Raw genomic sequence first — 13,020 nt, forward strand, 5'->3', positions numbered from 1 at the left:
TGGCTAACCGCTCGGAGGTCCCGTGTCCGCCATCATGGTTCCCATCACACGCGTCGGTGCTCGCGCGGCGGAGTGCCGTTCGCCGCCGGCCATATCGACCGCGGCGTGGCTCTTCGACGCGGGCGTCGGCATCGTCGGAACCGGGACAGCGGAGCGGATGTCTTCGCTGCTCCGGCGGATCGGCCCGCCCACCTGACCAGAGCCTGCCGACCAACACCGCATCGCAATACAGGAGCGACCATGAACGAGACCGCCGTGAATCCGGCTGATCAGGCGGGGGCGCTCGTCGACCGTCGTTATCGTTCCGCCGTCCCCTACCGGGTGGAACGGGAAAAGATCCGGGAATTCGCCCGCGCCGTCCAGGATTACCATCCGGTGCATTGGAGCGAGGCCGCCGCGGCGGAACTCGGATATTCCGGACTCGTCGCGCCCGCGACCTTCAGCTCGATAATTCTCACCAGGGTGCACCGCGAAATCATGGATTCGCTGATCACCGGGTACGACCCGACCCGGATTCTGCACGAGGACCAGGTATTCGACTTCGGCAGGCCGCTGGTCGCCGGGGACCGCCTGACCTGTGACGTCTACGTCGAATCGTTCCGGCACTACGGCGACTACGACATCCTCGCGATCAAGAGCGTGCTCATCGACCAGCACGGCATGGTGGTGCAGACCGGCTCCAGCGCGCTGCTCGCCCGCGCCGGCGGTCGCGATCCGAAACTGGCCGAGGCGGTACGCACTGTCGCCGTGTCCCCTATCGCGACGCGACAAGGCCGGACCGAAGCCGTCGTCCCGGCCGCGGCCGACTCCCTTGCACCAGCTCCCGCACGCCGGATATCGAAGCAGGACGTCGATTTCGCCGACCTCGCGGTGGGCACGGAATTGCCCCCGCGGACCGTGCGCTTGTCTCGCGGGGACCTGGTCAACTACGCCGGGGTGACCAGAGACGCCCATCCGGTGTTATTCGACGAACGAATCGCCGTCGCCAGCGGTCTGCCGACCGTGGCCGCCCCCGGCATGCTGAAGCTCGGGCTGGCCGCCTCGTTCCTGAGTGCCTGGCTCGGCGACCCCACGGCGCTCACCCGTTTCCGCGCGCAGTTCGCGCACAACACTCACTATTTGCGCATTCCCCCCTTGGCGACCCGGACGGTAGAGTTTCGCGGCCAGGTCACCTCGATCGATCCGCGCAGGCGACGGGCGACCATCGCGGTGGACGCACGAACCGAAGGTCGCGAGCTGTTCGGCTATGCCGCCGCCGAAGTGCTGTTCCCACCAGCGATTCGGGCCGCCGACTGATCAGGCCGCCGCGTGGACCCGGCCCGAATCCGGCCCGTCGACCCGGGCGTGGTCCCGCAGCAGGCCGGTGAGCAGCGCCAGCCTGCGGTGCGATGCCAAGCGGGCGGCGCGGTCATAGGTACTGGTATGCACCAGGATCTCGTCGGCGCCGGTCCTGGTCACCAACCGCTCCAACTGGTCGGCCACCTCGTCCTCGGTGCCGTACAAGTGCCCACGCAGCCCCTCGTGGAAGATCGTGCGTTCCCGATCGGTCATGGTGCGCGCCTCGATGTCCGATGGCGGGATCAGGGGCGGGAACTCGCCGCGGGTGCGCGCGTACACGGCGGACCATGCCTCCGGTAGCAACAGCCGATACGCCTGCGAAGTGGTGTCGGCGATGACGATCGATCCCGAGACCACCACGTAGGGTTCCGCGCCCGCCACCCCGGGACGGAACTCGGCGCGATATCGCTCGATGGCCTCGATCATGCGGTCCTCGCCGCCCACCGCGGCGATCACGAGCGGCAGACCGAACCGGGCCGCACGCGCGGCGCCGGACCCGGTCGCCAACAGGAAGGCGGGAACCCGCAGCCCCTCCGCGGGCCAGGCGTGCACGCCCCGGCCGCCCTCGGCGAAGTACGCCAGCAGCTCGGCGAGCTGGGCGTCGAAGTCCGCGGCATCGCGCTTGTCGTGCCCCAGGGCACGCCGCACGCCGTCGGTGAAACCCACCGACCGGCCCAGGCCCATATCGATACGTCCCGGATACAGCGATTCCAGCACACCGAATTGCTCGGCCACGACCAGAGGCTGATGATTGGGCAGCATCACGCCGCCGGTGCCGATCCGGATCCGGGACGTCGCGGCCGCCGCGGCCGCCGCGAGCACCGTCGGCGCCGAACCCGCCACGCCGGGCACGCTGTGGTGCTCGGACACCCAGAAGCGGTGGTATCCCCACTCCTCGGCGAGCCGAGCGAACTCGATGCTCTCGCGCAGCGCGGCCGGATGGCTCTGGCCGTGCCGGACGCGCGAGCGGTCGAGCACGGAGAACCGAACGGAGGACAGGGCCGAGGTCATACCGATGTCAACGCCGCCGCACCGCGGAGATTCCGCGGCGTGGTTCAGGAGGACTCGGGAACCTCGAGCGCCGGCGCGAGCACTTGCCACACCTTCGGCAGCTGGGCCTGGAAATCCGGCCAGGTATGCATCCCCGCGGCGGAGTACTCGACGGTAGCGGGAATCTTCAGTTCGGCCAGGCGCGCGGCGAATCGCTCGGTGCACGCTCGGGCGCCCGCCTCCAGCGCCACACCACCACCCGCGGTGCGCAGCGCCTCCACGATCGTCGGCGAGTTGGCGACCGCCACCAGGTCGGCCCCGGTGGGCAGGCCGGTGGCCGCCGACAGGTAGATCCCGGTGCCGCGCAGCCCTTCCGCGTGCAGCAGGCTGTCGTGCGCGGCCCATTCCGGTGAGGTCGGCGGGCCCCAGAGGTTGTCGACATTGCCGCCGCGTGAGGCCACGGTGATGGTGGTGACGGCGTGGCCGAGCGGGTCGGAGGTGGAGTAGCAGCCGCTCATCCCGGCCACGGCGCGGTACCAGCCGGGATGGCGCTGCGCCAGCATCATCGCCGCCTGCGCTCCCATCGATACCCCCGCGATCGCGCGGCGGCCGTCGGTGCGCAGCAGCGATTCCACGATGGGCGGTAGCTCGGTGGTGAGGAAGGTCTCCCAGCGATTGAGTCCCAGCGCGGTGTCGTGGCGAACCCAGTCGCTGTACATACTGCCGGTGCCGCCGCCGGTCAGCACCACATCCACCGGCTTGTCCGCGAAGAATTCCGCGGCATTTCCCTTGGTCAGCCAGGCGGAGGTGGCGTCGCCGTCGACGCCGTCGAGCAGATACAGCACCGGCCGGGGCCCCGTGCCGCTGCCGCGCAGCACGTCGACGGTGATGATCCGGCGCATCGCCGCCGATGCGATCGCCAGCCGCTGCCGGCGCGGCGCGACGTTCTCGATCGAGATCAAGCCGGTCCGGGTCATCTCGGGGTCGACGGCGGGCGCCGGGGTCGCCGACGTCGGCGGGGTCGGCGTCATCGGATCGGCGAGCACGGGCGCAGCGGCCACCGCGGCGATGACCGCCATCGCCGCGGTGATCGGTCCGCGCAGCCTCATCGCGCCGCGGTGGCCCATTCCGCCCTCCGGGCCGCCGCGCGTTGGCGCTGCTCCTCGAATCGTTGCGCCGCGCCGCACCGGGCAGTCCATACGCCGTCGAGGGTCAAGGGCTCCGAGATCTGCCGGTGATAGGACGGCAGACTATCTTCGATGCACAGATTCGTGATCATCGCGGTCTGCTCACCGTCGGAAAATTCGTATCGACCAGGCTCCCGGACAATGCGGCCCACCCAGTGAATTCGCAGCGATCATCCCACTGCGCGTAATCGTGCGGATTCCGGGTCTTGGGATTGTGCAGATAGTCATTGAACAGGTGTTCGGCGGCGGGCTCGAGTTCGCGCGGAATATGGCGATCGGACAACGCGGTGGTCACTCGCACTCCTTAGCTCACCCTCGACAACAGGGCACAGTGACAATAGCTGACGAAAAGTCATGCGGAGCGTCCAATTACGTGATCGTTGGGCGCGGTGACGATGTTCATATGGCTCGGCTGGAGTAGCTCACAACCCGGCGCGTCGTCCGCTTCGGCCACTCGGTACAACCCCGGTGGCTCGCCCGCGGCACGCAGCCGGTCGAGTAGGTCGTGCGCGCGACCGGCGAGTTCGGGGATGCGCGCGGTGCGGCCGGTCGCGACCGCGGCGGTCAACGGCACCTCGGCGCCGTCGCCGACCATGGCCAGGACCTCGCCGGTCATGCTGAACGATCCGGTGCGGGCGAGCGGGTCATCCAGGGGCACCAGCACCGTGCCGCCCGCGGCGGACAGCACCGACAGCGCGCGGGAGCCGAGCGGACCGGCCAGCGCGGCCTGGACACGGCGGAGCTTGCGGCGGGCGGCGACCGCGCCCGCGCCAGGTCTTCGCTCGTCCGGGTGCGGCGGAATGCCCAAAGCCACCACCTGGTAGGACCGCGCGATCGAAATGCCGGTCTCCCGGGCGAGCTGGCCGACCGCCTGTCCACCGAGCAAGGCCGAGACCAGCGTCTGAGCGGCGGTCTGATGTTCCCGGGCGACCGCGCGATGCTCGTCGACATAGGCGGTCGACGCGGCCATGGTCACCATTTCCAGCACGTGGACCGCCAGCCGCGCCCCAGCCAGAAAATGATCCGCCCGCTCGTCGGCGGCCTGGTCGGCGAGGAATTCCAATCCGTTTTTGATTTCCTCGTGGTAGGCGCCGAGCACCGTTTCCAGCGCGATGCCCTCACGCGCCCAGCGCGCAGCGAATCCGGCGATCTCCGGGGGCCGCGTTTCAGCCGGTGACCTGCGTGGAGCGAGGAGCTCTACGGCCGCAGCCAAACAGTTTCGCGCGGCGGTCGCCACATCGCCGGACGCGTCGTGGCCGGAGTGCTCGGCCAGATGTGCGACAAGTTTTGATGTCAACATCTCGGTACTCGTTTTCGGCTGCCTGCCCATCATGCCTACCGAAGGTTAGCGACTGATCGTGATGAAATCGAGATATGCCCCACCGTATCAGGTAACTCATCAGGGACCCGCCCGACGCGTTGGGCGGGATCACAAGAACTCGGGCAATTCGGCGAATACCGTGACAGCCAGAAATGCTGTGGCCTCGTGGTTTCCGGGTGGTCGAGGTAGGTGACGCAGCGCCGACCGCGCATTCCGGCGCTGCGTCGTGGTCACCCTAGAGCCGTCTCGATCGCTCTGAGAAGTCCCCGTCCGCGCCCTCGGGAGGGTTCATCGGCACCGATGACCGCGATTGGGACATCGCACAAGCCGCGGCGTGCCGCCCCCATCCGGCCTCCGTGCGCACTCGGTTTATGTTGTGTCACAACGCAACCAGGCGACCGTGGTGGGATCTCCGATGATCGGCGCCGAACGGGCGGACCGGTGCGCGCATGACTTACTGTCGCAGCCGTGCCGGGCCCCTCGTTCGCCGCGTTGTGGCCCGGGACGCGACGTGCCCGCTGCGCGGGTCCCTACCCTCGCCCGGCGGGCACGCCGCACTCGGGCTCAGCCGTGCCCCCAGGTGAGATCGGCGGTCACCCATTCCGATTCCCACCGCCGCAGGCGCCGCCGGTCCAGGCCGCGGCGCAGCAGCCAGTAACTGCCCCCGAGCACGACCGAGACGCCGAGCAGCGCGCCCGCGGTGAGCAGTACCGCTTTGCTGGCGGCCTGGGTCGAGGACGGCGGCTCGACGATGGCCCCGCCTTCGTTCAACCAGATCGACACGGTGGAACCCGGCTCTACCACCGTGGTCGACTGGTAGTCGGCCGTGTGTGTCACGCCTTCGGTGTCCTTCCAGGACACTCGTGCGGGTATGACCGGCGCGTACAGCGGCGCTTTCCCGGTCTCGATCACGGTGGCGTCGATCTGGCGCAGCCGCGCCGTTTCGGCTTGCACCGCGGCCGTTTCCACGCGGTAGACCGCACCGCCGACGGTCACCGCCAGCACGGGAACGACGATCAAGAACACCAGGGCGAGCAGGGCGGCCACCCCGGTTTGCAGGCGGTCTTCCCTGCGGCGCAGCGGATTTCGGTCCAGCCCGACGCGTCGGCACGTCCGGCGGTACATGCTCACCGACCCGGTAGACATGACGGTGACTCCTCGGAACGGAATTCGGCAGTGAGGGCCAGGAGGGTGTCGAAGAACTCTTCGACGAGGCCGGGCAGGCCCATCGGGTCCGGGCCCGCCGCCCAGGTCTGCAACGCCGCGAGCAGCATGCCGGCACCGGCGCCGACGGCGGCGGCCGGACGCGGGTCCGTCAGCGGATCCACCCCCAGCCTCGCCGCGATGATCCGGACCGATTCGCGCTGCCCGTCGATGCGGATGCGCTGATAACCGGCGAACAGCTCGGGCTCGTCCTCGAAACGCTGGAACAGTGCCCAGCGCCGCGCCAGCAGCGCGGCGCGCGCGCCACCGTACTCGGTGGCGAGCCAGTCGTGGACGGCGTTGCGATAGGCGACCAGGGGCGGCTCGGACGGCGGTCGACGGCACAGCGCCTCGTTGAACAGGTGCACGTCCTGATCGACATCGCCGAGAATTGCCGCCTCGATGGAGGCGAAATGCCTGCTGAAGGTGCGCCGGGTGACGCCGGCCCGCACCGCGATGTCCTCCACGGCGACCGCGTCGAGCCCCCGCTCGGTGAGCAGGTCGAACGCCGCGCGCGACAGCGCCTCGCGGCTGCGGCGAGTGCGCAGCCGACGGCCGTCCAGACCGACTCCGTCGTCGCTCATGGACACAGCCTACGCCTTATTGTCCCATTGGGACAATACTTCGCTGTGGCCCGGCCCGCTCCACGCGCGAACACACACTGCCGTGTCGTCACGCGGGTGCGCGGGCCCCTGGTTCGTCGACGGTCGGCGCGGCGCCGTCGCGCAGCGCTTCCAGCAGTCGCCGGGTGTGCTCCGGCGACGGGGCGAGTACCGAAAGCTGGTTCAGCACAGCATAATACGCGTCCAGATCAGCGACCTTGTCCAGATAGAGCGCGCCGGTCAGCTGTTGGAGGTAGACGATGTCGGGCAGGTTCGGCTCGGCGAAACGCAACACGGTGAAGGCACCGTCGGCGAGTGCGGGCCCACCCACGTGGTCGGCCAGGATCTGGATGGTGATGTGCGGCTGCTCCTGCGCCCGCAGCAGATGCTCGATCTGAGCACGCCAGACGGTGGAGCCGCCGATCCTGCGGCGCAGCGCGGCTTCCTCGATGATCATCCACAGCTGTGGGGGTTCCGGCCGGGACAGGATCTCCTGGCGGCGCATACGCAGTGCGACGCGACGCTCGATCGACTCCGCCGACTCGCTGGCATGGGCCATGCCGAGCACCGATCGGGCATACGCCTGCGTCTGTAGTAGTTCGGGCACCGCCCGCGGCTCATAGACCCGGATCAGCCGCGCCGCCTGCTCCAAGCCCAGGTAGGTGTCGAACCACTTCGGCAACCAGTCGTTGTCGCGGGCCCACCAGCCCGACGCGTTGGCTTGCCTGGCCAGCTCCAGGTACCGCTCCCGCTCGTCGGGGTCGGTCACCCGGTAGAGGTCGAGCAGATCGACCAGGTCACGCTCCCGGCAGCCGGTGCGCCCGAGTTCCAGCCTGCTGATCTTCGAATGCGACCCGCGAATGGCCTCACCCGCGGCTTCGCGAGTGAGCCCGCGGGCCTCGCGTAGGCGGCGCAGGCGACCACCCAGCATCATCCGCAGGACCGTGGGCCCGCCGCCGGCCACAGGATTGTTACCGGAGCCGAAATCCATCGCCTGTCGCACCTTCGAAGGGGGCATCTCCCGAGTGTGCCACGGGCGCCCGGTCGCCAGCTATGGCCGAAATGCCTTGTACGTCCGGGTATTCGTGGTGTGCCGGCGGATCCGGTCAGGCGGAGCCCGACGGTTGATCCATGATCTCCGGTTGGCGCTCGCGTAGCGCCGCGACGAGTTCCCGGGTGTACTCGGGTGGCGCGGCGTGGACCGAAAGCAGGTTCGCCACCGCGCGATAGGCGGCGAGATCGGCGTGCTTGTCTAGATACAGCGCACCCGTGAGCTGCTGGAGGTAGACGATGTCGGGCAGATCCGCCTCGGCGAAGCGCAGCATGGTGAACGCGCCGTCGGCGAGCGCGGGACCGCCGACGTGATCGGCCAGCACCTGCACGGTGACGTTCGGCGAGTCCACGGCCCGTAGCACATGCTCGAGCTGGGCCAGCCACACCTGCGATCCGCCGATCCTGCGCCGCAGCGCCGCCTCCTCGACGATCAGCCAGAGCTGCGGCGCGTTGGGTCTGGCCAGGATCTCCTGGCGCCGCATCCGCAAGGCAACCCGCCGCTCGATCGACTCCTCGTCCTCATGGGGATGGGCGAGAACGAGCAGGGCGCGCGCGTAGTCGGGAGTCTGCAACAGCTCGGGTATCACGCGCGGCTCATAGCAGCGGATCAGCTGTGCCGCCTGCTCCAAGCCCAGGTAGGTGTCGAACCACTTCGGCAGCCAATCGGAGTCGCGATGCCACCACCCCGAGGTGTTGGCCTGCTCGGCGAGTCGCTTGAACTCGGCGCGCTCATCCTCGTCGGTGACCCCGTACAGCTCGAGCAGATCGACCAGATCTCGTTCCCGGAACCCGGTCCGGCCCAGCTCGAGCCGGCTGATCTTGGAATGCGAACCGCGAATCGCCTCGCCCGCCTCCTCGAGCGAAATGCCGCACGCCTCGCGCAGCCGTCGCATCCGCCCGCCGAGAATCATCCGCAAAACGGTCGGGCCACCCTCGACGGCAGGAGTCGTTGCGCGAGTGATGGTTTCAGTTCGAGGCCGCACTACCGAAGCACGCATGTTTCGAGTCTCCCATGTGCGTTCTCCACACTCCAGCACCAACTCGGTCGAAATCGAAGCGTATGCGCAGGTGCAAGCACATTCGCAAGATCATCGGACGGTGGTACTGAGATGGGCTGGGCTGCAATCGGATCCATTCGACGTGCGATGCCGACATGGTGTACGCCCACGGCGATGGCTACCGGCCCCTGCTGCTCACCTGGACGAAATGCCGGCGGGAGGGATCAGCGCAGCAGCACCGTCGCTGTCGCGCGGCCGAACAGCTTGCGCCCCTCGGAAGTGGCGCTCAGCGCGATGGTGGCGGCGCGCCGCTCGGGATCCAATTCCTTGACCCGGCCACGGAATTCGATCGCGCTCGCCTCGGTCGCCCGAACCGGCGCGAACGTCGCGAACCGAACCGCATACTTCGCCACGGCGGCTGGATCGCCCAGCCATGATGTGAGATACCCGGCGCCCAGCCCCATCGTCAGTAGTCCGTGCGAGACGACGTCGGGCAGGCCCACGCTGCGCGCCACCAGGTCGCTGAAATGGATCGGATTCGAATCACCCGAGACACCAGCGTAATTCGCCAGATCGCCACGGGTGAGCAGCGTCGTTCGCGGGGGAAGCACCATGCCGACGGACAAATCCTCGAAAAGGGGGATCGATCGTGGCGTTCGCGGCCGGCCGGACGAATCCGGTTGTGCCGGTTCGTCGAAGCACTCGACCAGCCCGGCGTCCTCGTCGGTCGTCCGCGTGGCCGCCGCGGCCGACCGGTCGGCCGCGGACTGCCCGGTCATGATCACACCTTCGACAGTGGCGCCCAGGTCGGGGGCGAGATCCACCCCGGTCTGCGCCACCGCGGTGCTGTACGCGGTCTGCAACACGTCCTTGTGCTGGTTGGTGAGCACGTTCTTGGTGACCATGAAGTCCTTGTCACCGAATTGCCGGAACGACTCGATATAGGCGTCGCACCGCAGTTGGTCGCCGGCGACGATCGGGCGGTGTACCTGGATGGACTGCTCGGTCTGCAAGACCTGGCCGAGATCGTAGCCGGTGAGCACGGACTCGAACATCTTGCGCTGCATCAGCAGCAGGAGGATCGAGGAGAAGGTCGGCGGCGCGACCAACCCGTCGAAGCCCAACTCCGCGGCGGCCTCTTCATATCGGTGCGCCGGATGGCCGTCCTGCAACGCCCGCGCGAACTCGCGGATCTTCTCGCGCCCCACCTCGTAATGGTCGGTCAAGCGGTAATGCCGTCCCACCAATGCCTTTGCCTGCTCGGACGCGGCGGTCGTGCTGTCGTTCATGTGCCCTCTCGGAACTCGGCTTCACCCCGCCCGGACCGGCACACCACTGGCATACCGCGTTACCGGATGCCTCCCCCGGCGCCGTCACACGGTCAGCACTCGTCGGGAGCCTGAACCCCGCGCAGCCGGTCGTCCAGCCAGACCATGGCCTCCGGATAACCGAGCGCCCCCGCGATGATGTGCTCACCGAGAACACTACGGTACACCGCGGGCACGCCGAGACGGCACTGTTCCCAGTAGAGGTTGCGCGCACCCTCGGCCGGGATCCAGAACTCCTGCTCCCCGTTGTAGATATAGAGCGGAGCCGCCGACTTCATGCCTTCCATCCTGGTCACCCGATAGACGTCCGCGGCCAGCGCCGAGTTCAGCGGGTCCGGGTAATTCGCGGCGACATCGATCGGCAGCATCAGCAGGCCCGCCAGTCCATAGCTGCTGCCGCACATATCTTTCACCGGCGAGGTCGCCACCCACTGGGCGAGGTTGTTCATCCTGGCGAGGATTTCCGGCCGCTCACGGCCGATCCCGAAGACCGCGCCCATGAACACCGCCGAGGCGAGATTCCCGTTCATGCTGCGGGCCAGGATCTCGTAGTCCGCGGGCACCCCGCCCAGCGCCGCGCCCACGATCACCTCCGCCAATTCCGGTGCGTAACTGGTGATCAGCTTCACCGCCCCATGTGTCGCGATGGCTCCACCGGAATAGCCCGCCATACCGAACTTGCTGTCGCCGAACTCCTCCGGCAGCAGTCCACGCACCGCCCTGATCGAGTCGAGCACGGCGTGACCGGCCACGATCGGCTCGGCGTAGGCCATCGACGGACCCTCGTGGTCGGGAATCAGCACGGCGTATCCGCGCAGCGCCGCGACGTGCGTTGTGGGCGGAACGAAGTCGGTAATGCTGGTGTCCGGATGCAGCCCGTGGGCGAGGGTGTATCCCGGGGTGCAGACACGGCCGAGTGCGTCGATCGGCAAGTTGTTCACCACCACCGGCCGTGGGCCCGGGCCCGGCCAGGCCGCCGCGGGAACGACCAGGGTGGCCGTGGCGTACGACGGCGCGCCGTGCACATCGGTCGTGCGGTACTTCACCAGCAGGGCGCGCCGGATCGGCAGCAGCATCAGCGGCGCCGTCGTCGCGCTGACGTCGCGCACCTCGATGACCTGGCCCTCGGCCAGCTCGTCGAGGTTCGCGGGACGGAGATCGAACATCGGGTCACCGACGGCCGCGGGCATACTGGCCAGGCGCAGCGCCGCCAGGGACGGCGACAGTGTGGTGGCCTGCTGCGTAGGCGAACTCGACTCCGGCACGGGCGCGATCGGCGGCGGTGGGATCACCCGATCGATGAGCTGTTGCAAACCGGGCAGCAGCCCACCGGGCGGCGGGAACGCACCGGACACGTCGGGCGGCGGCGCGGGCGGTGGCTCGGCGGCGACAGGGGCGGCCAGGACCGAACCGGCGATGAGCAATGCGACGGCAACGGCAGGCAGATATCTCATGGCACACGCCTTTGGGTGCGACGGCTAATTCCTCTGGCACCCGGGCGTTACGGGCTTTCGACCCCCGAGTCTCCCCTGTCGGACCGGGAGCCAGGACGCCAGGCTACGTCAGTACCCGCAACCCGAGGCGGGAAAGCACTCGAGTTGTGTTGTCGCGTATCCATATCGCAACAACCGGCCGAGACCCGTGCGCAGGCAACGGGTCCGGCTCGGTCGTCGCGTCCGGTCGATCAGCAGTTACTCGGTGCGGGCTCCGCTCGGAAACGGGCGTCCAGCCAGTTCAGTGCCGCCGGGATGCCGAGAACCGCCGCCGTCAGGTGGTCGGGCACCGGGATCTGCTCGGATTGCACCTTGACACCGGCGGCACACCACCGCTTGTCGGTGTTGACCACCGAGTCGATCGGGATGAGACCGTCGATCGGCGAATGCCATTCGAACACCGGCGTCTTGGGCACGCCGTCATAGAGCTCGAGGCTGTTCTCCTCGACGACCGCGCGCGCCGTGTCGTCGTTCATCATCGAGGTCGTCTTGGCGAAGTCCAGCGCACCGCGGCCGGCGCCCGTGGCCAGGATGTCGTTGGTGCAGCTGTTGGCGATCTGCGCGCGAGCGGCCAAGCCCCGATCGTTCAGCTGGTCACTGAGCGGGAAGCGCTGCGGATATTCCCGTTCCAGCCCGAATCCCGCGGCCAGCGCCAGCCCGAACACCGGGTGCGGGTTCAACCCCAGTCCCTCGAGCATCTTCACCAGATTCATCGGCACACCGCCCATGGCCGCACCGGCGATGTCCAGCTCCGGCGCGTACTTCGGCTGCAGAGCGGCCGCCCACGCGGTCGCCATACCACCGCCCGAGTATCCGACCATGGCCACGGGGCTGCGCTGCACCCCGAGCTCGGCGACCTGCTTCACGGCGCGAAGGCTGTCGAGGGTGATCTGCCCGCCGAGTTTGGCTGCGCCATACGCGAAGTTCGGCCCGAGGTGGTCGGGCAGCGCGACGCTCCAGCCCCGGGCGAGCAGCACGTTCCAGCCCGGCGCCTCCCGCACGACCAGGTTCGGGTCACCGGTGTAGAGAACCCGCGAGACCGAGCACTCCGAGCCGAGCCCGTTGATGATGTGCTGGAAGGACAGCAGCGGACCGTCGGGACGGTGCGATTTCGGGGTGAGCACCGTGGTGGTCGCGGCGATCGGCTTCCCCTCCGAATTGGTCGACCGGAACCGCACCACGGTGACGGTGGTCTCCGGGAAGACCGCCAGCGGTGGCATCACCCGGGTCGCGAGCACATCGCCCGGCTTGCGGTCGGCGATGTCCGCGGGGGTCTGGTAAAAGGGGTCCGGATCCGGCTCCGGGTACAACGGCGTGCTGGTTGCCGCACCGGCCATGCTCACTACCAGCGCCATGCCCGCGGCCATCGCGCCGATCGCACGTGCGAGACGTCGTCGCCCCACTCCCCTACCCAGCGAACGTGGGTCCTGACTCATCGAACGTGTGCCTCCTGAATCATCCAACGCTGTGACCATCCTCGACAACATGACCCGCATAAGGCACCCTT

Annotated in this window: 12 protein-coding genes; 1 reads left to right on the plus strand and 11 read right to left on the minus strand. The window is 68.5% G+C overall.

Annotated elements, in window-relative coordinates; all coding sequences use genetic code 11:
- Positions 1-240 precede the first annotated feature (240 nt).
- A complete protein-coding gene (locus AB0M45_RS05920; RefSeq protein ID WP_364323383.1) occupies positions 241-1,296 on the plus strand; it encodes a fused (3R)-hydroxyacyl-ACP dehydratase subunits HadA/HadB in 1,056 nt (351 codons plus the stop codon).
- On the opposite strand, the gene AB0M45_RS05925 is transcribed toward AB0M45_RS05920, so the two are convergent.
- From AB0M45_RS05925 to AB0M45_RS05975, 11 genes are all read right to left on the minus strand, one after another.
- Positions 1,297-2,349, minus strand: a complete 1,053-nt coding sequence (locus AB0M45_RS05925; RefSeq protein ID WP_364323385.1) for an LLM class flavin-dependent oxidoreductase — start codon at positions 2,347-2,349, stop codon at positions 1,297-1,299.
- A 44-nt stretch (positions 2,350-2,393) separates the two neighbouring features.
- Complete coding sequence (locus AB0M45_RS05930) at positions 2,394-3,437, minus strand: alpha/beta hydrolase family protein (protein WP_364323387.1); 1,044 nt, start codon at positions 3,435-3,437, stop codon at positions 2,394-2,396.
- Positions 3,438-3,603: 166 nt separating this feature from the next.
- Positions 3,604-3,810 carry a hypothetical protein gene (locus tag AB0M45_RS05935; RefSeq protein WP_364323389.1) on the minus strand — a complete coding sequence of 69 codons (207 nt, stop codon included), beginning with the start codon at positions 3,808-3,810 and terminating at the stop codon, positions 3,604-3,606.
- Between the two features lie 57 nt (positions 3,811-3,867).
- Complete coding sequence (locus tag AB0M45_RS05940; RefSeq protein WP_364323391.1) at positions 3,868-4,815, minus strand: transcriptional regulator; 948 nt, start codon at positions 4,813-4,815, stop codon at positions 3,868-3,870.
- Positions 4,816-5,400: 585 nt separating this feature from the next.
- A complete protein-coding gene (locus tag AB0M45_RS05945) occupies positions 5,401-5,982 on the minus strand; it encodes a hypothetical protein (RefSeq protein WP_364323393.1) in 582 nt (193 codons plus the stop codon).
- Complete coding sequence (locus AB0M45_RS05950) at positions 5,964-6,623, minus strand: helix-turn-helix domain-containing protein (protein WP_364323395.1); 660 nt, start codon at positions 6,621-6,623, stop codon at positions 5,964-5,966. Before AB0M45_RS05950 ends, AB0M45_RS05945 begins: the two co-directional genes overlap by 19 nt.
- A gap of 88 nt (positions 6,624-6,711) precedes the next feature.
- A complete protein-coding gene (locus AB0M45_RS05955) occupies positions 6,712-7,659 on the minus strand; it encodes a helix-turn-helix transcriptional regulator (protein ID WP_364323397.1) in 948 nt (315 codons plus the stop codon).
- An 88-nt stretch (positions 7,660-7,747) separates the two neighbouring features.
- The gene (locus AB0M45_RS05960; RefSeq protein ID WP_364323398.1) at positions 7,748-8,605 is read right to left on the minus strand and encodes a helix-turn-helix transcriptional regulator; all 858 of its coding nucleotides are present in this window, start codon (positions 8,603-8,605) and stop codon (positions 7,748-7,750) included.
- Positions 8,606-8,916: 311 nt separating this feature from the next.
- Positions 8,917-9,981: a fused (3R)-hydroxyacyl-ACP dehydratase subunits HadA/HadB gene (locus AB0M45_RS05965; protein ID WP_364323400.1), complete on the minus strand. Its 1,065-nt coding sequence runs from the start codon at positions 9,979-9,981 to the stop codon at positions 8,917-8,919.
- A gap of 92 nt (positions 9,982-10,073) precedes the next feature.
- Positions 10,074-11,474: a lipase family protein gene (locus AB0M45_RS05970; RefSeq protein WP_364323402.1), complete on the minus strand. Its 1,401-nt coding sequence runs from the start codon at positions 11,472-11,474 to the stop codon at positions 10,074-10,076.
- Positions 11,475-11,704: 230 nt separating this feature from the next.
- Positions 11,705-12,880 (minus strand): lipase family protein, encoded by a 1,176-nt coding sequence (locus tag AB0M45_RS05975; protein WP_364323667.1) that lies wholly within the window; start codon positions 12,878-12,880, stop codon positions 11,705-11,707.
- Between the last annotated feature and the right edge of the window lie 140 nt (positions 12,881-13,020).

This window comes from Nocardia sp. NPDC051787 (assembly GCF_040681325.1).
GTDB lineage: Bacteria > Actinomycetota > Actinomycetes > Mycobacteriales > Mycobacteriaceae > Nocardia.